At 43.4% G+C, this 23,541-nt stretch carries 17 protein-coding genes; 7 read left to right on the forward strand and 10 right to left on the reverse strand.

Annotated elements, in window-relative coordinates; all coding sequences use genetic code 11:
• Positions 1-42: 42 nt before the first annotated feature.
• Positions 43-2,187: an alpha-L-fucosidase gene (locus tag COR50_RS19200; RefSeq protein ID WP_098195496.1), complete on the reverse strand. Its 2,145-nt coding sequence runs from the start codon at positions 2,185-2,187 to the stop codon at positions 43-45.
• Between the two features lie 462 nt (positions 2,188-2,649).
• On the opposite strand from COR50_RS19200, the gene COR50_RS19205 reads away from it, so the two are divergent.
• The 3 genes from COR50_RS19205 (at position 2,650) to COR50_RS19215 (ending at position 5,961) form a co-directional block, all read left to right on the forward strand.
• Positions 2,650-3,720, forward strand: a complete 1,071-nt coding sequence (locus tag COR50_RS19205; protein ID WP_157761013.1) for a DUF6600 domain-containing protein — start codon at positions 2,650-2,652, stop codon at positions 3,718-3,720.
• 127 nt (positions 3,721-3,847) lie between these two features.
• A complete protein-coding gene (locus COR50_RS19210) occupies positions 3,848-4,507 on the forward strand; it encodes a class I SAM-dependent methyltransferase (RefSeq protein ID WP_098195498.1) in 660 nt (219 codons plus the stop codon).
• Between the two features lie 26 nt (positions 4,508-4,533).
• A complete protein-coding gene (locus COR50_RS19215) occupies positions 4,534-5,961 on the forward strand; it encodes a glycoside hydrolase family 125 protein (RefSeq protein WP_098195499.1) in 1,428 nt (475 codons plus the stop codon).
• A gap of 502 nt (positions 5,962-6,463) precedes the next feature.
• Here COR50_RS19215 and COR50_RS19220 read toward each other — a convergent pair.
• The 3 genes from COR50_RS19220 to COR50_RS19230 all read right to left on the reverse strand — a co-directional run bounded on the left by COR50_RS19220 (position 6,464) and on the right by COR50_RS19230 (position 11,487).
• Positions 6,464-9,499, reverse strand: a complete 3,036-nt coding sequence (locus COR50_RS19220) for an AsmA family protein (RefSeq protein ID WP_098195500.1) — start codon at positions 9,497-9,499, stop codon at positions 6,464-6,466.
• 276 nt (positions 9,500-9,775) lie between these two features.
• A complete protein-coding gene (locus COR50_RS19225) occupies positions 9,776-10,669 on the reverse strand; it encodes a hypothetical protein (RefSeq protein ID WP_098195501.1) in 894 nt (297 codons plus the stop codon).
• 122 nt (positions 10,670-10,791) lie between these two features.
• On the reverse strand, positions 10,792-11,487 hold the full coding sequence (locus COR50_RS19230; protein ID WP_098195502.1) for an alpha/beta fold hydrolase: 696 nt from the start codon (positions 11,485-11,487) through the stop codon (positions 10,792-10,794).
• 226 nt (positions 11,488-11,713) lie between these two features.
• Between COR50_RS19230 and COR50_RS19235 the strand changes: the two genes are divergently transcribed.
• Together COR50_RS19235 and COR50_RS19240 are read left to right on the forward strand one after the other, a co-directional pair.
• Positions 11,714-12,418, forward strand: a complete 705-nt coding sequence (locus tag COR50_RS19235; protein ID WP_098195503.1) for a ferritin-like domain-containing protein — start codon at positions 11,714-11,716, stop codon at positions 12,416-12,418.
• A gap of 27 nt (positions 12,419-12,445) precedes the next feature.
• Positions 12,446-13,297 (forward strand): ferritin-like domain-containing protein, encoded by an 852-nt coding sequence (locus COR50_RS19240; RefSeq protein WP_098195504.1) that lies wholly within the window; start codon positions 12,446-12,448, stop codon positions 13,295-13,297.
• A gap of 97 nt (positions 13,298-13,394) precedes the next feature.
• Here the strand turns inward: COR50_RS19240 and COR50_RS19245 are convergent, their stop codons facing one another.
• The 4 genes from COR50_RS19245 to COR50_RS19260 form a co-directional block, all read right to left on the reverse strand.
• Entirely contained in the window at positions 13,395-14,513 is a 1,119-nt protein-coding gene (locus COR50_RS19245) for a glycoside hydrolase family 26 protein (RefSeq protein ID WP_098195505.1), read from the reverse strand.
• Between the two features lie 162 nt (positions 14,514-14,675).
• Entirely contained in the window at positions 14,676-15,713 is a 1,038-nt protein-coding gene (locus COR50_RS19250) for an IPT/TIG domain-containing protein (RefSeq protein ID WP_098195506.1), read from the reverse strand.
• A 23-nt stretch (positions 15,714-15,736) separates the two neighbouring features.
• A complete protein-coding gene (locus COR50_RS19255; protein ID WP_098195507.1) occupies positions 15,737-17,308 on the reverse strand; it encodes a RagB/SusD family nutrient uptake outer membrane protein in 1,572 nt (523 codons plus the stop codon).
• A gap of 26 nt (positions 17,309-17,334) precedes the next feature.
• On the reverse strand, positions 17,335-20,502 hold the full coding sequence (locus COR50_RS19260; RefSeq protein ID WP_198405708.1) for a SusC/RagA family TonB-linked outer membrane protein: 3,168 nt from the start codon (positions 20,500-20,502) through the stop codon (positions 17,335-17,337).
• Between the two features lie 249 nt (positions 20,503-20,751).
• Between COR50_RS19260 and COR50_RS19265 the strand changes: the two genes are divergently transcribed.
• Together COR50_RS19265 and COR50_RS19270 are read left to right on the forward strand one after the other, a co-directional pair.
• Positions 20,752-21,630: a helix-turn-helix domain-containing protein gene (locus tag COR50_RS19265; protein WP_098195509.1), complete on the forward strand. Its 879-nt coding sequence runs from the start codon at positions 20,752-20,754 to the stop codon at positions 21,628-21,630.
• A 103-nt stretch (positions 21,631-21,733) separates the two neighbouring features.
• On the forward strand, positions 21,734-22,630 hold the full coding sequence (locus tag COR50_RS19270) for an NAD(P)/FAD-dependent oxidoreductase (RefSeq protein ID WP_098195510.1): 897 nt from the start codon (positions 21,734-21,736) through the stop codon (positions 22,628-22,630).
• Position 22,631: 1 nt separating this feature from the next.
• Here COR50_RS19270 and COR50_RS19275 read toward each other — a convergent pair whose 3' ends face one another.
• Entirely contained in the window at positions 22,632-23,105 is a 474-nt protein-coding gene (locus tag COR50_RS19275) for a hypothetical protein (RefSeq protein WP_098195511.1), read from the reverse strand.
• A 104-nt stretch (positions 23,106-23,209) separates the two neighbouring features.
• A complete protein-coding gene (locus COR50_RS19280; protein WP_098195512.1) occupies positions 23,210-23,527 on the reverse strand; it encodes a hypothetical protein in 318 nt (105 codons plus the stop codon).
• Positions 23,528-23,541: the final 14 nt, after the last annotated feature.

Here is a 23,541-nt window from a genome sequence, read left to right on the forward strand (position 1 = left end):
ACTCATACATCGTTTCCCCCTTTACTATAAAAATCTCAACCGTTACTTTTTAGGTGCAACCTCGACGAATAAATTCACGAAACCTAAATTCTCATGCGGGGTTTCAGGATGAGATAATTCCCAGCTCACGGGGAAATAATGATCTTTCTCCAATTGAAGATCGCGCAATGTAAGAACATACCCTTCTTGGGGAATATTAAAGTCGATATTGACAGGCACCTTCTTATGGAAATTATTAAACACTTTCACCAGGATTTGGTTATTCCCCTTTTGTAAAGGTAACATCACGGTATGTGACAAGCTATCCACCTTATTCAAGTTATTGGTGCTAATAGCCTTTTCACCGTTGAGGAAAACCATTAAGCCATCGCCACCTGTAAATCTCACCAATACGTTTTGTGCCATTTCAGCATGTACCTGTTGCAATACATAATAAGCATTCATTTGTTTGGCAGGCAACCAATATGTATGTCCATTATGCCAATCGGCCTTCGGCTCCCATTTAAACCGGCTACCACTTGGCCAGGTCAAACTGCTATCTACCTTGCGGGGATCACCATTCGCGCCATCGATACCGGCATACATTGGCCCTGCAAGATAAATTTTACCAAATGAAAGTGTTGCCCGGTCATTAGGTATTTTCATCTTTTGCCCATTTTCGAGCTTTAACTCTAATGGTTTACCGTTTAAATGTAAAAGCATTGTTTTCCCGGATTCCTCGGAAGAATAATATACCCTTGCAGAGTAAGCTCCCGACTGCGTAGGCGCCAAGGTGAAGGCTTCCTTCACGGTACTTCTCAACCGGGTATTATAGTCAACCCCGGACGTACTGTAATAATGGAAAGCATTTCCACTACCCAATAACACGGGCGTATTATTTACAGCGAGTATATTTATTGGAGGAACAGTGTATCCCTGGGGCATTTCCAAGGCAACGACGGGAATAACGTCCTGTTTAAAAACCACGTCCGGGATTTCCAAAACAACGCCATCATCCGTAGCGCTGGCTTTCACCTTCGTTTGGCCATGCAGGGAATATGCTTTACCAACTTTCCCTTTCAGACCCGGCAACAGCACTACATTTTTATGCGGCATATTTAACAGGTGCAAGTAAATGGTATTCCCCTTGGTCGTGATACTCCCCCAACCAAATGGAACGTGGAATGGATCGGGTTGCGTCCCATAAATCGCTTCCCCATTATTTTTCAACCAATCACCGATCATCAATAACACGTCTCTCTCATAGTCTACCACGCTACCATCACCCTTGGGACCGATGTTCAACAGGTAATTACCTCCCCTGCTTGCCACGCGGATCAAACTAGTCAATTTTTCTTTGAACTTTTCTTGTTTACCCGTCCGTACCTGCCAGGAGCGATAGCCCCAAGTTTCATCAAAAAATGAAGCGGGGCTTTGCCAGGGCACACCGATAATATAATCAGGTTCCTGGTTATCACCCATTACGTCGAAATCCCCCCTGTTATTACCAATCCTGCTTCCGATCATACAATTTGGCTGCAAGCGGTGTACCAGGGCACGCATTTCAATACTTTGTTGTTTGCTCATGGAACCCATATCAAACCATAGTTCAGATATCGGCCCGTAATGTGTCAGCAAGTCCGTAACCTGCTGCATATTATACTGGTGATGTTCAGGGGTAATATAATCGGAGTTATGACTGGAAATCGGGGAAGCCTGGGGATAATGCCAGTCTATCAATGAAAAATACAAGCCGAATTTTAGACCTTGCGCCCGGCAAGCATTGGCCAATTCTTTTACAATATCCCTTTTATAAGGGGTGGCATCCACGATATCGAAGTCTGTATTGCTGGCATCAAACATACAAAATCCATCATGGTGCTTCGAGGTGATCACGATAGATTTCATGCCGGCATTCTTAGCTAGTAAAGCAATGCTGTCAGGATTCCACTTGGTAGGATTAAAATCATCTGCTACAGCGGCATATGTATCGCTGTAAATCCCGGCATGAGCTTGAATTTGCTCGCTAAGTCCGCGATCGATGTTCTTACCGTCCCATACCCCTCCAAGTTGTGAATAAATGCCGAAGTGGATAAACATTGAATACTTCTGATCCTTCCATTGTTGAAGGGCATCGGGATCGACTTGCGCTATTGCTCCATGGCCAAAGAGTGTGCCCATTAAGACCCATAATAATTTTCTTTTCATAGTTACTGGTTAAGAGGTTTGATTCGGTTCGATGCTCCCTGCATGGAGTCTAACTCTAAAATAGGCGTATTGTTATTAATGATTGATTATTATACGTGTCCCAGTTTCAATACATTAAACTAATTTTATATAAAAAAATTTTATGTAAATATAGTGTTCCTAACAGTTTTTAAGGATAGACTTTTCTCTTTTTTATTTTGATGGTGTTTAAATTCGTGTCAACATATTGTAATTAACAATAATTAACACTCCTAAAACCCTTAACCACTAAAGGTTTTAAAGAAAACAGCGCCTTCGCACCAGGCAAGGAAAGATTTTTAGGCATAGCGGCTCGGTTATTGTAATTTACGGGTTATGGCCCTCGGCAGCTAATGCTTTAAGGCTACGGGAATAAACACTAAAGGTAACATGGATGTTAGAATCATTTTACAGTTAGTAATCATCAAAGCTAAAAGGAATCCCATGAAACGTTTATTAATCACCTTGGCGCTCTTTCTTTCGGTGCAGCAGTTCTCACGGGCTCAGTACGTGGGCGCTAGCATCACGTTCCAAAACTTTTACGATGAACTCAGCCCTTATGGCTCCTGGGTTCAATCACCACAATATGGCTATGTTTGGGCACCCAATGTAGGCCGTAACTTCGTTCCCTACTCATCTAACGGTTACTGGGCAAATACCGCCTACGGCTGGACCTGGGTCTCCAGTTACCGCTGGGGTTGGGCCCCCTTCCATTACGGTAGATGGGTATATGATGATTGGTATGGCTGGTTATGGGTACCCGGTTATGAATGGGGACCCGGTTGGGTTACCTGGGGTTCCTACGGTGGCAATTACGGTTGGGCGCCGCTCGGACCGGGTATCAATATTTCTATCAATTTCGGTTGGCGACCACCTTCGCCCGTATGGTGGACATTTGTCCCGTGTCAATATTTCGGAAGCATAAATTGGTATAGTCGCCGTACGCCTACGCCGAGGGTAGTGAACAATGTTACGATCATCAACAACCGCTATTCAAGGCCCCGAAATTCAAATACATGGTTTACAGGGCCTACTGTTAGGGAAGTAGAAAGGGTAACAGGCGGAAGGGTTAGAACATACGAAGTCAATAATGTATCCCGCCCCAACCAGGACAGGATATCGAATGATAGGTTAAATATCTACAGGCCTAGCGTATCACAAAATAATAACAACTCGCGCCCGGAAAGACCGAGAAATGTGCAGACAATGGATAATTTAAGGCCTGTAAACAGGCTCCCGGCCAGGGATCCATCGCACAGTGTAGACAACTCGCGCCCAACAAGGCCCGCAGTTGAAAACCCGGGTAATAATACAAGACCTTCAACACCGAGTAGGCCAGCAGTTACGCCTTCGCAGCCGGTAAGGCCATCAAGCCCGGTTAGTCCCAGCAGACCTACCAGGCCAACCGTTGAACCTTCGCGCTCAACCAGGCCCGCGCAACCGGCAAGGCAAACCAATCCGCCGAAAAGACAAGGTTCGGGGAGTAATAGGCCTACCCGGCCAACAAGGGGATAAATTACCTACAACATAATAATAAGCCCGCTGGAAATTTCATCAAGGCGGGTTTATTCGTTTTATGTAATTTCATAGCGCGAACTATAATTATTCCAACAAGTACCTATTGCCTAAAAGAGAAATCCAGATGGACGAACAACAATCCAGGACCCTCGCTTCACAATTAAGTCGGCCCAACGGCGCACAGGGTAATGAAATAGCCGGGGAAATGCATGAACATAACGGCCCGATGAGTAGGCATGCCATAGACCTATTAAACATCCAGGAAGGGGAACGAATATTGGAAATTGGCCCTGCCAACGGCGGGCATGCTGCCTATGCACTCGAAAAAGCCGGTAAAACTTATTACGAAGGCATTGATATTTCTCAGGATATGGTTAATTTGGCCAACGAATTAAATGCCAACCTCGTGCAAGCTGGTCTTGCCAAATTCATCAAGGGGGACGGAGTTCAATTACCTTACGAAGAAAATTATTTTAACAAAGTATTTACGGTAAACACCCTATATTTCTGGACGGATTATGCCAAGCAACTGGCAGAAGTACACAGGGTATTAAAAGCCGGGGGCTATTTCAATATCGCGATAAGAAGTCGCAGTTTTATGCAGGGACTGCCATTTACCCGGTACGGCTTTCAAATGTTCGAAGTACCTGATGTTGTAAACTTATTGTCTGATAATGGTTTCAAAACCATCCATGTGGCAGTGGCGGAAGAGGTTGGTACGGGTAATCACCGGCAGGTGATAAAAAAAGATCGGATCATCATTGTGGCAACCCCCATCCAATAAATAAAAATAATTAATAGAGAAATAGAATGGAAAGAAGACATTTTATTCAACAAGCATTTATGACCGGTGCGGCTTTATCTATTTCAAAGATGGGCTTTTCAGCAATTTATAATGGTGGCGACTTCCCGGTAGTACGTGTCCCGGAAGCACAACGTAAATTTAAAAGTAAAGCGGTTGAACGACTCATTGCTGATATAAAGAAGGATATCGGGAACAAGGAAATAGCCTGGCTATTCGAAAATTGTTTTCCAAATACTTTAGATACTACCGTTGAGTTCGAAATAATCGACGGTAAACCCGATACTTACGTGATAACCGGGGATATTGATGCAATGTGGTTAAGGGACAGTTCTGCACAGGTATGGCCCTACTTGCCTTTGACAAAGCATGATAAGGATTTGCAACAATTAATCCGCGGCGTGATCCACAGGCAGGCTAAATGTATTATCCTCGATCCGTATGCCAATGCATTTTATAAGGATACGAGCAAAATAAGCGAATGGAAAGAAACGGATATCACCGAGATGAAACCCGGCATCCACGAACGCAAATGGGAGATAGACAGCTTATGCTACCCTATCCGCCTGGCTCATGGATACTGGAAAGAAACCGGCGATACCAGCGCTTTCGACGGGGAATTTGTCCAAGCAATGCACCTCATCATTAAAACATTCCAAGAGCAACAACGCTTTAACGGGAAAGGCCCTTATAGCTTCCAAAGGAAAACTGCCTGGGCAACAGATGGTGTGCCAATGGCCGGCTACGGTTACCCTGCAAGACCCAACGGGTTAATCTGCTCCATGTTCAGACCGAGCGATGATGCTACGATTTTCCCTTACCTGGTGCCTTCCAACCTGTTTGCCTTGGTGAGCTTGAAACAAATGCAGGAAATGGGCGCCGCTATACCGGCGATGAAATCCTTGGTTTCACCTGCTGCTGCACTTGCCACTACCGTGGAAAGAGCATTAAAGAACAACGCGATCATCAAGCATCCTAAATATGGAAATATATATGCTTACGAGGTGAATGGCTTCGGCAGCTACAACCTGATGGATGACGCGAATGTTCCATCATTGTTGTCACTTCCTTACCTCGGCGCCGTGAAACAGAATGATGCTATTTATCAAAATACCCGCAGGTATATTTGGTCGGAAGATAATCCATTCTTTTTTAAAGGGGAAAGCGCTGAAGGCATCGGCGGGCCGCATATCGGTTTGGATATGATCTGGCCAATGAGCATCGTGATGAAAGGTTTGACCAGCTCCAACGAAGCAGAAATCAAATGGTGCTTGGAAACCTTGCAGAAAACACATGGCAATACAGGCTTTATGCACGAATCGTTCCATAAGAATGACCCGTCAAACTTTACCCGTAAATGGTTTGCCTGGGCAAATACTATCTTCGGTGAATTTGTATGGAAAGTGTACCAGGAGAAGCCGACCTTGTTAAGTTAAAGTCAACACGAAAAATAATATAAAATGGCTGCCAAATAATAGTTATTGGCAGCCATTCCTTTTATAATTTGACTATTTTATTTCATTGTTGTCTGACTAAAAATGCATTAAAGGTACTTGAATTCCTTACCTGGTGAAGGACATTAGCGAAGGATGATACATTCACCCCCTGCCAAGAGAACCGTGGAACTTCGCACCGTTGATAGCGAAGGGTAGCTTGGCCATACAGTAGTAGAAAGGCCGGATCGAGCGATCAAATTGGCGGCCGTAATGGCCAATTTGTGCCCTTTTGGGGCAAGCAAAAAAGTACAAGAAACGAGCAGATGAACAGTGAATCGAACTATTGAGGGATCAAATTGCTCCCCGGTTAAAATTTAGTCGGACAATAATGATTTTATTTCTACGTTCTTACAAAGAAGGATATTTTACAAGGTCATACTTTAAAATGATATGTTAGCTGCGCCAAGGGAATTTGCCCGCATCTCACAACTTAGGCATAAATTTATTCCACCTCTATTTTCTCGTCGACCTTGGCATCCCGGAAACCCAATGCATCTAAAATTTCATTCCTTTTATTAATGACGCTACTATCTGCTTTGCTCAGCAAGCGTTTTTTATCTGTGAAATAATATTTGTATTTCGCCTTTGTAACATGAATTTTATAATCATCTAAGTTCCCGGAAATATCGACCCCGGTCTTAAAAGGAACCGGCGATTTCAGAACGGTAATATGGTAATCATAACTCATATCCATCCGCTGAATACCTCCCACTGCCAAGCGGTAGCGATCAATTTCCAATAAAGCCGGCAATATCTGCATATGGCTATTTTCAATTACCATTTCAAGGTTCAAATAACCGATCGGGTTCTTTTCCTTGTTTTTAAACATCAAAGTTTTCGCTAGCTCCTTAAAGGTTGGGCCATCTAATACCATCAGATCCTTTGCTTTCAAAGCGGCGATGCCATTTACACTTTTCATCTTGATCTCCATATTCTCATCCAATTGCGCGCTGCCCTTAATCCTGAAATTAACGGTTCCTTCAAATGATTCTGACATCGGTAACAGTGAATCTAATGCAGGCAATACCTTTACCAGGTTCGCCATCTGTATATCGTTCATATTAAAATCGAAGTCCATCAATGCAGAGGAGTCCGACTGTACCGCGTAATTGATATCGGCCAAGATATTAACTGCCAAGGTTTTCATACTTAAATCGTCCAGCTGTATTTTACCTTTGTACATTCCCAGGTTCCCGGTCAGATCATTTATATCCATCACGCCCCATTTTAAGCGCTTTACATCCATATTAAAAGTAAAGTCAATGCCTTTCGGCACTTGAAAGATCGTCTTGGTTTCAGTTTTGACGTAATTGGTATCAACGGTAACTTCCCCTGCTTTGCCGGGTGCCGTGGCAATCTCTTTACTGCCCACCGCGGAGTCGGCCATAAACTGCATCAACTCGTTGGCATCTAGGAACGTAGATTGCAATGCCAACGATGCTTTTGTATCCGTGGTATCGCCCTTCTTTTTGAACAGGTGTTCGATCTTACCGGTCAATGTAAAGTCGGAATGGCCAACCTTCAAACGGGCGCGGTTTAATTCGACAGCATTAGTGTCTAGCGTAATCCGGCTATGCATCATGCGTATCGGCAAAGGGAACTTGGGACTGAATGCGTAAAGGCGGTTGAACACTACTTTACCCCTTGCTTTCCAATGCTTTTGTTGATCCCTAAGTATTTCCAGGTCATATTTGCCTTTCCTGATGCCAACAAATTGTTGCTGTTGCTTTAGCCCCACGCTATCCATTTCAAAAGTACTATGGATAACCGGTTTTGACCGGCGGTTTTTCCGGGTCATATCCACGGAAGCAACCATTGTTCTGGCCAGTGCTTTCAAAGAATCGGGGCCTTGGTATTTCAAGTTTTTCAGGCTGAGATCTGCATGAACCGCGGAAGTGCTGTCAACGGACCTTTTAGCGCCTACGGTAACCTTTAAATCCTGTACTTGCACATGGTGTTCGTTTATATAGTTCAAGTTGAGATCTTTCATTTGAATATGACCTGCCAACTTGCGTTTCGTGCCTTGATCACGTATATTATCAAATTCGAGCTTAGTAAGGATCGTATTTAATTCAAAATGATGCACCAGGTCCCTGATCGATAATTCCTGTAAAGAAGCATTTCCGCTCGCTTGCAGGTTATGGTATTTACCGGCAAGCAATTCCTTCAGGTCAAAGTTAGCCTGCAAGTCCAAATGCGCTTGACCGGCGGTTTGAAGGCTATCATTGACCGGGAACATCCCGTGCACTTTCGTGAAATCGATATCTGCCAATATATTGGTATTGACGTGTGGATTTTGAAGCACATCGGTCACCAAGCCTTTTACATCCAGGTACATACCGCTACCCTTCACCAAGCATTTGTTAATCCGTACATTTGAACTGTCCGGTTGATTGAAATCAATCCTTGCCGTCATATCACTTTCTAAGTGATCAATTTTGCCGGGGAAGTCTTTATATTTTAAAGTGCCGTTTTTAATATGAAACAGCAGGGCGATCTGCGGGAATAAATTTCTACCGTATATGCCTTGCACTTTTGCCGATACATTTACCGTACCCGTTGCATCGACACCATCCTTCTCGATAACCGAAGCCGGCAAAAGCTTCCACAGGTTTTCAAGCGAGTTAATATTTAATGCCAACTGCAAGTCCGTATGGATTTGCCGCCTGGCAGAATCTAACAAAAGCTTCCCTTCCAATTCAAAATCGGTATCATTGATCAACACTTTGCTTTTGGAAATGGTAATGGTATGGTTTGCGGCTTCATAGTTTACTTTTGAAGCTAGGGCTAAATTCACCGACTTAACAAAAGGAATACCTTCATGTTCAAAGGTAAGCCGTTCACTTTTGGTATCGATCGTGAAGGCGGTACCCCGCTTATTTTGTTTAGCCTTTAATACGAGGTCATATTTGGGAACATGGATTATTGTTTTCGTGGCAACGTCCTTGTAATACACCTCCGCGTCTTTAATGGCAAAACGTCTTAAATAATACCCACGGAAACGCCCCCCTTCCCCGGAAGTATCCGCAGCCGCCACGGTAGTGGTATCCGTAGGTAATATTTCCCAATTAGCTTTACCCTTCTCATTAATAACGGCAAATATCTTGGGTTGATCAAATTCGACCTGTTGAATTGCCACGACATTCTTAGCCAGGAGCTTCACAACATTAAATGAGAGTTGGCAGTTTTTGAACTCGGCCAAGGTATCGGAACCGTATTTGCGGAAATCTTCATTCAGAATACCACCATTCTTCAATTGCACCGCGAAATGCGGGAAACTGGAAAAGAAAGTCAGTTCCATTCTTTCGCAATACACCTTAGCATTCACTTGACCGTTGATATAACGGGTTACTTCCGGTGTGATTTTCCCCGGTGTGAGTACAAAATTGAGCAGGAAGCCAATAATACCCGCCAGGCACAATACCATTATCAAAAGTCCCCACAGGGCCCTCTTGATCCATTTCTTCGTTTTATTCATCAGGGATGTTTTGAATCCTTATATGTCTCTGCTATATTAAATAATAAGACGGAAAAGTTTCCTTTGACCACCAGGGCAAAATCAAAAAATTCCGGGAACCGGGGGATCCCTAGTGATTTTAACGGTAACTATTGCAGGTTTATTGGGAATGTAAAAGAATTGTGGAACAAAAATAGAATAAATACCTGGTTATATTTAAAATTAACCGTTAGGTAACAAGAAAATTTCAATGCTATACGTAATCTTACCGTGTTGGTTCTTTTTCAAGGTACCGGGCTAAAAAGTCCTCCAATCCGATGTAAAATCTACACCGGGTTCTAATTGCAGCCCACATAGACGGATGGTATCCTCAAAAAATTGTAGTAACTCCTTGCGTTCCTTATTCTCGATCATGCCCATATTTTTGGCTGCCGCACGGTTCAAAGAAAGTATTGATTTCTTTAACGCGGCAGTAATTTGGGAAACCTTCTGCGCTTGCAGAGCGGCAATAACTTGGTCTATATATTTTTCCAATACCGAGTTAACCTCCTTGATATTTTTCTTATCGAAGGTATGATCTCCAGCATTCATCCTCAATATCCAGCTTAACGTAGGGTTCATCACTTTCATCGAATTCAGTTCCGCGATGTTGAAAGTGTGCACCCGGTATTGTTGTTGTTTAAATAACTTGGTAATATCTACCTGGCGTGCGTATAACTCATTTCTAGGTTCTACCCTGAACCAGTTAAGCTGCTCATTCTCATCCAGGGCAACGATAACCTCGTAGGTATTGTAAACAAAGCTCCAACAATTAGCAAAGGCCGCTTTCTTGCCGTTAACAAACTGTTTGAACTTCCTGGAAACCTGCATCATCCGTGGCTGGTAACCGAATAATAACCGGAATGGTAAATGGACATTCAATACTTCGTGGGCATCGAAAAATTTCCTGTCGAAAGTGGCGGCCACTAAGAATAAATCCCCTTTTTTAGAAGGTACATCACCGGTTGATTTCGACCTGGAAAATGCCGGCCTATCATTTGACTGAAACTGCAAATGTACACCGCGCCCGTTCGCTATAATAGTAGCATCATCTTTCCCTGTTTGTTGTACATCCAGTTCTTGCATGAGGCTGATTATGCCGGGGTCGTGTATAGGTAGTCCCAAAAGTTGGGGAATAAGTTCTAGCTGCATAGGCAGATGGTTAAGCCCAGCAAAAAGGTTGTTCTCTCACCATTTGCTGGTAGGTGTATTCGGTCAAAAGTTAATAATTATATTTAAATTAAACAAATAAATAATATATCAATTATTTCAACCTATTGATTTTCAGCTATAAAATTATTAATTATTTTCAATAATACCATTGCGTTTAATTGTTCCAGCGGGTGCTTTAACCCCGGGATAACCGTAAAAGCGGATTTCAGCAGCGCCCTAGCTGCTGCTTCGGACTCCCCAACAGTTACCATCTTATCTAATTCACCGAGGTAAATATGCACGGGTAAATCCAACTGCCCTAAACCTGCATTGGTTAATATCGGGCGGTTCCCCAATTTCTCCATTAGGCTCCCGGTTTTCTCTAATAGCGATTCCCAGTTCTCCCCATGTAATTTAACCAGGTTGTCCATGAAACCCGGCGCTTTCGTCCTAATAGTTTCGGCGTTCAATTTTGCACGCTCCCCCGCGGCAGAACCCGGGTCCCATTTAAACTTGGTTCCTAGGCAAATAACCCCGCCTAAAGTTCCCGGGGAAATCAATTCCGCGTACAATGCCACGTATCCTCCCATGCTATATCCAAATACAAGGGGTTTCATCAATCCATTGTCATTAATAAATCCTAATAGTTGATTTGACAACAATTCGATACTTAACGATTCCGGCTGATCGACCTGTTTACCATGACCGGCAAAATCAAATGCATATACTTCGTATTCCTTACCAATAATCTTCAAATAGTCATGATACTGATCTTTTGATCCAAGGGCGCCATGAAGCAGGATGATAGGACTTGTCATACAATTTAAATTTAATTACAATGATATAACAATATCCGCTCTCCGTTTAAAATTTATTTCTATCCTAAAACCCTTTATCCAACAAGCTTACAGATACATTAAACAAAATTAAATACATAAAAATCAATCCAAATTATTACTGCCTACGTAATTGAACATATACCTCCTACAAGAATATAAAGTAAGATTCATTAACTAGTAATTGTACATAATTAAATTCAAAATTATGAGTGGAAACCTTTTGCCTAAAAATCCGGGCAAGCAAAACGAAACCTTCGTTCCCCCTAATGTTTCAAGGCGCCATTTCCTAGCATATGCAGGCGTCTTCGGTGGATTAACAACAGTGGCCCTGGCTTGTAGTGATGATGATAACGACAATGGTAGTGGTGGCGTAAGTTTAGGCACGGGCGATGTTGCCATCCTCAATTACGCGTATGCTTTGGAACAATTGGAAGCTGCATTTTACACGCAAGTTGTGGCCAGCCCATTTTCCGGGATTACAGATGGCGAGTTAGCCTTGTTGACCGACATCCGCGATCACGAAATCGCGCATCGAGAATTTTTTAAACTGGCCTTAAGTAGTAATGCGATCCCGGCGCTGAGCGTGAATTTCAGCACCATAGATTTTACAAAACGCGATTCTGTTTTGGCTACGGCAAAGGCTTTTGAAGATTTGGGCGTATCGGCATATAACGGCGCCGGCCGTTATATTCAAACGGCGGACTACCTAGTTATAGCAGGTAAAATCGTTTCTGTTGAAGCGAGGCATGCGGCCTACGTTCGCGATCTAATCAGCAACGGGAGCTTCGCCGGTAATGATGTAGTAGCAATGGATACCGGGCTTGACCTGAGCCGGAAACCGAAAGAGGTACTTTCCATTGCATCAGCTTACATCAATACCAAGATCAATGCCGGCGGCTTGCCTTCTTAATCACATTACCCACAAAATCTTTACGCGATGAACTTTCAAAATATTTTTAATCAGATTGAACAAGTAGATCCCGAGTTTTATGCCCGCACCGATACCCGGCGCGAATCACTTAAAAAGTTTGCAGGCATCGGGAAGAAATTAGCTCTTACAGCTATTCCCTTCGCATTGGGATCTCTATTCAAAAAAGCATATGGCACACCGCCATCTTCCAACGTGGTGCTTGATGTGCTCAACTACGCGTTAACCTTGGAATACCTGGAGGCAGAGTTTTATGCTAATTCGTTAACGGCGCTGCCAGGTATGGGCGCCCCAACAGCTGCACAAAATGCGATCAAGGTAATTGCTGATCACGAAGCAGCGCATGTTACCCTGCTGAAAAATGTTATCAACAGCCTGGGAAGTACTCCCGTTCCAAAACCTACATTCGATTTTACCGCGGGCGGGGCTTTCAATGACGTATATACGAATTATGACCTATTTTTAGCGGTAGCGCAAACATTCGAGGACACCGGGGTTAGGGCCTACAAGGGCAGGGCCGCTGAAATTGTTGGGGGCGGTGATATACTGGAAGCCGCTTTGAATATCCATTCCGTGGAAGCAAGGCACGCTTCCCATATCCGCCAAATGCGCAGGGCCAGGAGTTCCGATACCAGCATTAACATCAAACCATGGATCACGTTGAATGAAACAGCCGGCATCGGTAGCGCCGTGCAAGCAAGTTATAACGGGGAAGAGAACGTGGTGCAAGCAACAGTTAATATAGCGAACCTACCGAGTGTTTCCGGAACGATCGGCATGACTGCCGCTTCAGAGTCATTTGACGAGGGATTGACGAAAGACCAAGTACTGGCCATCGTTGCTCCTTTTATTGTCGGGTAATTAATTGCTAAACATTATAAAACATGGATGTTACGGTGCGTATGAGGAGCCAAGGTTAGCCTTGGCTCTACGTGATTTAACAGGTTAAATAACTATGTTATTGATACAAACCTTCTTTCAGTGCGTCCGTCGATAAATACACACCGGGCTTCTCACAAAAACTTTTAAAATCACCGGCGGACACATCTCCCTTGAATGGCACGTAATAATGCATATTCTTCTCATGGGGCCGCCATCCGGCATTCCTCCAAAGCAGTATGTATGATAACGGAATATCCTTGATGGCAGGCCAAAGAGAATGCGTCCACCATTTTTCATACGGGATCCGCTCGTAACCTGTTTCTGCCAAGGCCAGCAATTTCTGTTTCCGGCTTGCAAGCTCGTAAACTTCTTGTAAATTTTTATGTACAGACTTGGTAAAGCTGTCATCCTTGGAAGGATCAACATATTGATATGCATCGAAGCTCAAGACATCAACATAAGCATCGCCGGGATAACGTTCTAAAAAGGATTCTTTGTTTGGAGTTTGCGATGTATTGTAAACATAAATTAAATGATGTAGTTGCTTTACATCTCTCAAGTACATTACTGTAAACCGGAACAACTCCTTAAATTCCTCCGCGCCGGAAGATTTTGTTCCCCACCAAAACCAATCCCCTGTCAGTTCATGGAATGGCCGGAATAATACCGGTATATACTCACCATCGTTATTTTTTAAGGACTCTAAGAACGTAGCGATTTTATCTAACCAGGTAATAAATTTTTCATGGTAAGCACCGCCGGGTAAGATAGACTTCACCGTACCCGGAGCCGTATTCCAAGCCGAAGAATCATTCACTGGATTATTACCATGCCAAGAAATGGTATTGACCCCTCCCCTGTTATATGTTTCCAGGATATATGCCCGCATTTTTTCAAACGGTACACTATCCAAGTTTACTGCACTACCATTTTCAATATGCCCAAGATCCCAACCCAAAACCGCCGGATAATCACCCGCAAGCTCTTTCATATCGCATTTCCCATCTACGTATTTCCAATTTACGCCGTAGGCGAGTGCATCTTGCTGTCCTAGTAAGACAGCTTTACCTGATAATTTAAACAAGTTCCGGTATAAATTCTTCGTTTGCCGCGTCGCAGCCCCATCGATTAGTTGCTGGGCCAATGCAAAATGTGCTATTAATATCGTGAAAATACAAGTAATCAGTTTCTTCATAATACCGGTATAATTAAAGTTTATATTAAATGTGGAAAAGGTTTCAAATGCAGGCCCCGGCCGTTTTCATTACGCTATCAAGGTATAAATAGTAATCAATATACTAAAATCACCATTGCCAGGAAAATTCGTAGCAATGGTGATTCGAATGGTAACAAAAACTTAGATCAATCCTATATCATCCACGTATATTTTGGTGGTAGCATTTCCTTCAAACTCCTGGATAACTATTTCCTGTAAAGTAGCGGGACTTCCGACAGCGTTTAACGGGATTGTCAGATCTTGCCATTCGCCTTCATTAACCATAAATTCGTACCCGCCATCATAGTTGCCGTTTACTACAAGTTTAACTTTCCGATTGCCGCCGCCGATAGCACCATACACAGATAATTTTATAGCTGCATATTCTGATAAATTGATTTCAGCGCCGCTATACCCAGTTTGGAAACCACTCCAAGCGCCGGTGTATTCAATCTTAATTGAGGATGCCCCACGTTTTACAACTTCAGCGCTATTCCAGGTGGTAATATTTCCCCAACCACCTTTCCACCAACTTCCCGCCAGGTCATCATCGTAAACAACGTATTTAAATCCGAATGCCGCCGCCGAAGTAGCCACACCGCCGGGTGTAAATACATGGATAAATGCCTGTACGATTCCCGCCGGCACCTTGACCTTTATTTCAGTTGAGCTACTGCTTACTACCTCGGCCTCGGTGCTGTCGAACATCACTCTTTCCAAACCATCGAATACTTCACCTGTTATTGTAACGATATCACCTTCACCCGCAGCTTTCGGATCGAAATTGTCAATTTCAGGTCCGGGTTGTTGTATTTTAAAATCAATATCGGCCGTACCGAACATTGTTTCCACCGTTATCTTATCGGGTTGATCCTTCCAAGGCGCATCTTTCGGAACGGTTACGATGATATTATTATCAGTAATTAATGTTGGGTTCAGGTAAGCAGCAACTCCGTTGAATGAAACTTTTACGGTTGTGCCTAGATTCTGACCGATGATCGCGTACATATTGCTGGTATAACCCAGGCTTGTTGTTGAATCTTTGGCTATCAATCGAACCCTTTCCAAGATCGGTGGACCGGGATTATCATCTTTTTCGCAAGATGTTCCGAAACATATCCATAGGCAGCATAAGCTAAGGATTATGGTCGCTGTATGTAAATGAATAATTCTTTTCATAACAATAATTTGATTTTGCCAGGTTAAAACTCGTAAGGTACCGGGGCTTCCATGAATTTTGGATTCTTCGCAACTTCACTGGTCGGGATCGGGAACAGGAATTTATCTTCCGTCATGTTGATGTGCGCGGAATATATTTCCGGTGGGTTATCATTACTATAGGTTCCCCTTTCCTGGTTATTCATGATATTAATTGCCTTCGCGCGATTAATTCGTCCCAGGTCGAACCAATAATCACCTTCGATAGCAAATTCAACCCTTCTTTCCCGGAGTATATCATCCTGGGTGATGTTCGGCTTATCTCCAAGCCCCGCACGGCGACGAATTTTGTTGAAGGATGCCAAGGCCGCGGGATCACTGGTACTTTCTTGATCTGCCAAGATCGACTCGGCATGGACCAGGTATACTTCTGCCATCCGCATGAGGTAAGTATTATTGGCCGTTTTCTGCATGGCGCCAATCCCACCGTTATCGGCAGGCGTTCCCACGACGTATTTCTTGATCGCCGCACGCGTGCCTTGCGCGTTTGCATCTTCTGGTACGGTAAACCCTCCGGCAGCCTGGTTTATTTCCGGGTAGAAATCACCGGGAAGCATAATCGTAGATTTCCTGCGGATATCACCCGGTTCAAAAGCCCTTTGCAAATCTATAGTTGGACCTAAAACAGCCCAGCCATCGCCGGTTCCGGTAATCGTGGAATTTAATGCGAAAGATGCTTGTACCGCGTTCTGTACACCGTATTTAACCAGGTCCACTGTCCATTGAAGCGCAACGATCGATTCTTCATTATTATTATTCTTGGTGCGGAATAAACCGTCAAAATCAGTACCCGGTACTTCCAGCCCGTAAAGTTTAAATTCGCCTGAATTAATAACCAATTCCGACTTCTCCCTTGCCTTCGGATAGTCTTTCAAGTAAAGGTAAATTTTGGCCAACATTGCCGAAGCGCTGCCACTTGATACATGCGTATTATTGGCATAGGTGGAAGTCCTCAATTTCGAATAGCAATTTGCTTCCGCGAATGTAAAATCATTGATGATGAATTGATATACATCTTCAACCCGGTGCCTTGGCAACAAGGGATCGTACACATGCTCAAAATTATTTTCAATTATGGGCACCGCACCAAATAACCGCACCAGGAAAAAGTAAGCCATCCCCCTCATGAAATGCGCTTCCCCGAGGGCATTGTTAACTACCGTTTGTGAAATAGACGGATCCACGTACTTCGGCAGGTTTACAAGCAACATATTACTTTGCGCTACAACAGAATATAATGATTCCCAAGCGCTGTATAAAAGCTGGTTGTCGCCGGTGACGGTAAGATCGCTAAAATTAACAACATCCCCCGACCAGCTCCTGCCATTACCGCCCGACAGTTCTGTAATGGCCCAGAAAGCTTTCGTATTAAAGTTAAACCAAGGCAAGCCGTACAAGATGTTGGTGCTAGCAACGACTTGTTCTTCCGTTTTATAAAAATTAGCCGTCACGATTTGATCTTCCGGCGGTTTGTTCAAGAAATCCTTGCTACAATTTGTCAGGAGCAAGATGGCCGATAAGCCGGCAATTTTTAATGAATTATAATAAAGTTTCATGGTCTGCAAATTTTCTGGTGGACGAATTAAAATTCCGCGTTTAAGCCGAACGTAATTACGCGCGGTGTTGGATACCTACCGTTATCAATACCCAATTGCAAGGCATCCCCGTTATAGGCGCCTACTTCGGGATCGTATCCACTATATTTCGTGAAAGTGTAAAGGTTTTGCACGCTCGCGAAAGCCTTCAGCCTCGTGAGATGCAAGCGGCGTAATAAAGCGGGATTAAAATTATATCCTAAATTCACCGTTTGTATCCTCAGATATGATCCATCTTCCATGAAGCGATCACTCAGGAAAAGGTTCGGGTTATCATCTCCCCTCCTGGCTCGCGGGATATCAGTATCCGTATTATCAGCGCGGTAAAAATCTGCTACATCCGCAAATTGGTTCGTGTATAACCTTTGTAATCCACCGGCAGATACTTTCGTTAAATTCAAGATTTTATTCCCGTAAGAACCTTGTAAGAAGATATTTAAATCGATGTTTTTATATGAAAACGTATTATTAAAACCGAAAGTGAATTTCGGATGCGGGGAGCCGATAAATGTCCTATCCAGCTCATTTACTTCTCCATCTCCATTTACATCTACATACTTTACGTCACCGAGCCAAGTTTCACCGTTGGCTTCGCCAAAATCGGCACCGAATTGCCTCGGTTGATCATGTATGCTAGCGGCATCTTTGAATATTCCATCAGCCTTATAGCCATAGAACAAACCCATCGATTGCCCCTCGATCGTCCTGGTTAATGGAAATGACAAGAAGCCTGAAGTCAATGTTTTAGTTATATCAAAATCCTTTAAATATAATTCCTGTACATTGTTTTTATATTGGGAGAATGTTAAGGTACTCGACCAGTTAAAATCTTTCCCGGGCATCGTTTTGTAAGTCAGCGTAACATCGATACCCTGATTATGCATCTTACCCAAATTGACATAAGGCGGGGCAACACCACCATTATAATCGGGCGCTCCCGTTAAATAAGTTGGCAATGGCAATTGGTATAAGAAATCCTTCGAGATTTTACTATACCATTCCACCGTTGCAAACAATCTTTCGTTCAGTACACTGAAATCGATACCGATATTGGTCTGTGTTGCAGACTCCCATTTTAGATCCGGGTTGGGGAAACGCGCCGTTCTGAAACCCGTACCCATACCGGTTGGCTCCGCGGCCAAGGAAGAACCGTAAAGGAATCCCGCGATATCTTGGTTTCCAACAACGCCCCAACCAGCTTTTAGGCGAATGTTGTTCACTACCTTGTTGATTTGTTGCATAAAAGGTTCATTGTACAACTTCCAAGATGCCGCGAAAGCCGGGAAATAGCCCCACTGATTTTTAGCGATCTGGTCGTACTTTGAAGAACCATCTGCCCGCATCGTAGCAGTTAAACCGTAACGGTTATTGAAATCATATAAAACCCTGCCGTAAAAAGACTGTTGCGATCCGCTACCCTTGTAGCCACCATTCGAAGCACCGTCAACGCTACCTGCATCGATCGCGTAAATATCATTTGTATAAAATCCCTGTCGCATCGCGGAAATGCCTTCCCAGCTAGACTCCATCGCCTCGTGTCCGACCATGGCAGTAATGGAATGTTTATCAAAAACATGATGATAAGTCAAATAATTCCTTACAGACCAAAAGATACTGTTGTTCCTTCCTTCGTATAAGGTAGCGCTCTTATTTTCGAAACGGCCCCATTTGTATGTCGGCTTAAAGATAGTATTACCCGCGAAGTTAAAATCCCCGCTTAATTCAGATCGGAATGATACATCCTTGGAGAAGGTAAAGTCGGCGTAAATATTTCCCAATATTTTATTCCGCGTTACCCAGTTCTTAACACTTAAAGCCTTGGCCACCGGGTTTTCATTCCCTTCGCCATCATCTTTTCCCGCTTCCGGCCCGGCAAATGTTCCATCCATATTGTACACGGCAATATCCGGCGCCTGCTGTAGTGCCAGGCTAACGATACCTTCCTTCAGATCGTTTACCGTGATATTTTCCTTGGTACGGCTGGCCGTAATATTGGTCCCCACTTTCAACCAGCGGTTTACCTGTCCATCCACGTTGGCCCGTACCGAGTACCTTTTGAAGTATGAACCGATTACGATACCATCTTGATCCATGAAGCCCCCGGATAAATAATAGTTAACACCATCTTTACCACCTGAAAAGGAAAGGCTGTGGTTCTGCATGGCGGCATCCTGGAAAATTTCCCTTTGCCAATCTGTTCCTTTACCTAATAAACTGATGTCAGCAAACTCTTGCCTGGGCTCTACTCCGTAAGCAGTAGCCAATTCGTTTTCAAGGGTAGCATATTGGCGCAAGTTCATTACATCCAAGTATTTGGAAGGTTGTTGAATACCGTAATAGCCGTCGTAATTAAGTCGCCCGGTGCCATTCTTTCCTTTCTTGGTAGTGATGATTACGACACCGTTTGAAGCGCGTGAACCGAAGATGGCAGTAGCCGAGGCATCTTTTAATATATCAATTGATAGTATATCATTGGGGTTTAAGGCGGCTAATGGACTCAAGGCTGTTTGTCCGCCACCGGATAAAGATTGTGGGCCGGAAACAACGGATCTACCGCTGCTGCTTGCATTCCTGCCATCGCCACTTATCTGCACACCATCAATAACATATAGCGGTTCATTGCTCATGGTAAGCGACGTAACGCCGCGGATCCTAACGGAGGTTAAGCTTCCGGGTTGACCGCTGTTTTGGGTAACCATCACCCCCGCGGCTTTTCCTTGTAGCATTTGATCGATACTGCTTTGGGCCAAGTTCTCGATATCTTTAGCCTTAACGGAAGAAACGGAACCGTTTACATCCTGCCTATTTTGGGAACCGTAACCGATCACGACTACATCACCGAGGTTCCTGGCAGCAGTTTTCAGGATGATATCGAAATGGGTTTTCTGACCGATAGGTTCTTCCGAGGTTTCCAATCCGATAAAAGAGAATACCAATACCTTACCTTCAGCAGGCACGTTGATGGTAAACTTACCATCGGCATCCGTCACTACCGCTACATTTAGATTCTTTACTTTCACGGTAGCGCCGGGCAAGGCATTTCCTTTATCGTCATGAATCACCCCCTTGATATTCTTGACCTGTGCATAGGCAGGAATATGTGTAAGTATGCTGCATAGGCACAGCATTACACTGAAGCGTAGAATTTTTTTCATAACGTAGGATTATTTGTTCAAAAGTATGACCACAATGCAGCTAGATATAAATACTTTTTTATCTTATGTTTATATTTTTTCAACTTATATCTTACTATCAAGATAAAAAACGCGCATCCGGATCAATACTGTAGCCATTTTTCAGTATAATATGCTATATCAACAAACTGATACTAATTTTACAATCAATTCATTACATTTGAAGCAATAAAAGGGCAAATTCCTTTTATATTTGCAATTCCATCGATTATGAAAACTGGCATATTAAAAGAAATCACACCGCTCACTCAAAGTGACTGCTTTACTATTTTCAGCAGGCGCAAATCTAAATTTGATTTCCCGCTGCATTTACATGAAGAATATGAACTGAACTTGATCAAGAATGCCAAGAACGCCAAGAGAGTTGTAGGTGATCATATGGATGAAATAGGCGAATGGGAGCTCGTGCTGGTTGGTCCCAACGTACCGCATGCCTGGTTCACGCATGACTGTAAAAGCCCGGAAATACACGAGGTTACTATACAATTCCATAAAGATTTATTCGATGACAGGCTGCTGCGTAGGAACCAGCTTAGTTTTATCCGCAACATGTTTGAAAAATCGAGCCGGGGCATCCTTTTTTCAGACGAAACGATCCAGTTAGTAGCCCCGAGGATTTTGCAACTCAACAAAAAACAAGGCTTCGATTCTATATTGGAACTGATGTCCATATTACACGACCTATCTATTTCGAGAAATTTCAGGATGCTGGCAGATGTAAACTTTTCCAATTACGAACTGCCGACATATAACAGCCGCAGGATCGAGAAGACTTTTGAGTATATGAATCAAAATTTTGACAAGCCGATCAGCCTCGGGGAACTCGCCAAAATTGCCAACATGAGCGAAGTATCATTCAGCCGCTTTTTTAAACAACGAACCGGCAACACTTTCGTTGACAGTTTAAACGATATTAGGTTGGGACATGCCACGCGGATGCTGATAGATACTACGCAATCGGTAGCGGAAGTCGCCTATAACTGCGGGTTCAATAATATTTCCAACTTCAACAGGATATTTAAGAAAAAAAAGAATTGCACTCCGAAAGAATTTAGGGACCGGTTTTCAGGAACTAGGATCTTCATTTAACAGGTTAAGATTAGTAGAACCCCCTAGCCTATTACTAAATCCTCTTCCATTGCCACGCTAAATTATTTTTTGCAACAACGTTGCATTACATTATATTTGCCAGATGAAACAAGATGCAATTATAATCGGGGGAAGTTATGCCGGTTTATCAGCGGCATTAGCATTAGGACGATCCAAGCGGAATGTTTACATCGTCGATTCAGGGTTGCCGTGTAACCGTCAAACGCCGCATTCCCATAATTTCTTATCCAGGGATGGTATCCGGCCTGCGGAGCTTGCATCGATTGCGAAGGCAGAACTGTTGCGGTACCCAACGGTTCAATGGTTAACTGATACGGTCATTTCCGTAGAAGGAACCGATGGTACATTTACTATCAAAACAGAAGGTGGACAAGCAATAACATCCAGGAAAATAATTTTTGCGACAGGCGTACGGGATATAATGCCCAACATCCCGGGTTTTGCAGAATGCTGGGGTATATCTATCATACATTGTCCCTTTTGTCACGGTTACGAAGTGAAAGACGAGCCGATCGCTATTATGGCAGATGGCGACCATGCTTTAGAAATGAGCAAGCTACTCCGGCATTGGAACCCAGAATTGACCGTTTTAACTAATGGTCCATCGCAATTAACACCCTCGCAAAAGGAGCTGTTAACACGGAATAAAATAAATATAATCGAGGAGCCGATCAAGCGTATAACGCATAAACTTGGGTATCTCGAAGCCATCGAGTTCGCTTCTTTCCATCTCAAGGGACTTAAAGCCATGTATGCACATCCCAAGATGGAACAGCATTGCGATATCCCTATTCGCCTGGGTTGTAAATTGGATGATTACGGGAAACTCGTTACCGACGAATTTCAGAGAACTACTGTAGCAGGAATTTTTGCAGCCGGGGATAATGCCACTATGCTAAGAAGTGTTGCTAACGCGGTATCCAGGGGACAGATGGCAGGAGTTGCTATCCAGCGGGAATTATTAAAACCCTTGGAATAAATCATCCTTCGATGTTATCACTTATATATTGCTGTTCATCGAATGGAGCCGGGTACGGCAATGACATTAAATATTCATAATCGACAGCCTTTTTGAACTTCGGTAAACTACCAGGTTTCAGACCGGGAAATTCGCGGCTAAATACGAGGATGACTGTATCTACCATTAATTGAATCGTGGCTTTATATGGATCTGAAGCTGATTCGATCAAAGTTTGCGGGATGAAAACTGTAAACGGTTTCCTGGCAAGCCCAGGTTTAATCTTCTTGGATGGCTGTAAAAAAATATCGCTGGGGCCCTCCGTATTGGGATCGATAAAATACAGGTCAATTAAAACATCCTGGTCAAATCCGGCATCCTTATCAGCCATGATCCATTTATCTGCTAAAGCTTGCAGGTGCTCACGAACTTTCCCTGAAATTGGCGGCCGCGAATCATGATCGGTAGCCAGTTGATGTATGAATAGTTTTGCCATACCAGTTTTATACAAATATAATCATTCGATATTTTTACTTCCTTCTTGGTATAAACAAAAATGCCGGGTGTTTCCCCGGCATTTTATTAAATAACTTTTGCTATCTATTTCTTTTGCTCAATATAACGCGGTAATACCAATAATCGTACAATTGAATGTGCAATCAACGAAAGTACCGCTACCACGACCAGTATACCAACTTTCTTGGTAGTGGTATCAAAAAGATCTACCGTGGAAGAAAGCCCTTTCCCGGCATAAAACCAGGTAATTAAAAAAGCAACGATACCGCAAATCCATAAAGTGAGATGCGACCATAAATACTTGGTCTTTTGATAGCCGTTTTTCCCGAACGAAGTAAACAATAGTACAACATGCGCCACAAAAAACAATAGGGCTAAAATTGACAAGGAGGTAAGAATCATGGCATATAAATTTG

This window comes from Chitinophaga caeni (assembly GCF_002557795.1).
GTDB lineage: Bacteria > Bacteroidota > Bacteroidia > Chitinophagales > Chitinophagaceae > Chitinophaga > Chitinophaga caeni.

Coding starts and splice junctions, on each gene's coding strand:
- COR50_RS19200 (WP_098195496.1), bottom strand. CDS start 2,187: ATGAAAAGAAAATTATTATGGGTCTTAATGGGCACACTCTTTGGCCAT.
- COR50_RS19205 (WP_157761013.1), top strand. CDS start 2,650: ATGAAACGTTTATTAATCACCTTGGCGCTCTTTCTTTCGGTGCAGCAG.
- COR50_RS19210 (WP_098195498.1), top strand. CDS start 3,848: ATGGACGAACAACAATCCAGGACCCTCGCTTCACAATTAAGTCGGCCC.
- COR50_RS19215 (WP_098195499.1), top strand. CDS start 4,534: ATGGAAAGAAGACATTTTATTCAACAAGCATTTATGACCGGTGCGGCT.
- COR50_RS19220 (WP_098195500.1), bottom strand. CDS start 9,499: ATGAATAAAACGAAGAAATGGATCAAGAGGGCCCTGTGGGGACTTTTG.
- COR50_RS19225 (WP_098195501.1), bottom strand. CDS start 10,669: ATGCAGCTAGAACTTATTCCCCAACTTTTGGGACTACCTATACACGAC.
- COR50_RS19230 (WP_098195502.1), bottom strand. CDS start 11,487: ATGACAAGTCCTATCATCCTGCTTCATGGCGCCCTTGGATCAAAAGAT.
- COR50_RS19235 (WP_098195503.1), top strand. CDS start 11,714: ATGAGTGGAAACCTTTTGCCTAAAAATCCGGGCAAGCAAAACGAAACC.
- COR50_RS19240 (WP_098195504.1), top strand. CDS start 12,446: ATGAACTTTCAAAATATTTTTAATCAGATTGAACAAGTAGATCCCGAG.
- COR50_RS19245 (WP_098195505.1), bottom strand. CDS start 14,513: ATGAAGAAACTGATTACTTGTATTTTCACGATATTAATAGCACATTTT.
- COR50_RS19250 (WP_098195506.1), bottom strand. CDS start 15,713: ATGAAAAGAATTATTCATTTACATACAGCGACCATAATCCTTAGCTTA.
- COR50_RS19255 (WP_098195507.1), bottom strand. CDS start 17,308: ATGAAACTTTATTATAATTCATTAAAAATTGCCGGCTTATCGGCCATC.
- COR50_RS19260 (WP_198405708.1), bottom strand. CDS start 20,502: ATGAAAAAAATTCTACGCTTCAGTGTAATGCTGTGCCTATGCAGCATA.
- COR50_RS19265 (WP_098195509.1), top strand. CDS start 20,752: ATGAAAACTGGCATATTAAAAGAAATCACACCGCTCACTCAAAGTGAC.
- COR50_RS19270 (WP_098195510.1), top strand. CDS start 21,734: ATGAAACAAGATGCAATTATAATCGGGGGAAGTTATGCCGGTTTATCA.
- COR50_RS19275 (WP_098195511.1), bottom strand. CDS start 23,105: ATGGCAAAACTATTCATACATCAACTGGCTACCGATCATGATTCGCGG.
- COR50_RS19280 (WP_098195512.1), bottom strand. CDS start 23,527: ATGATTCTTACCTCCTTGTCAATTTTAGCCCTATTGTTTTTTGTGGCG.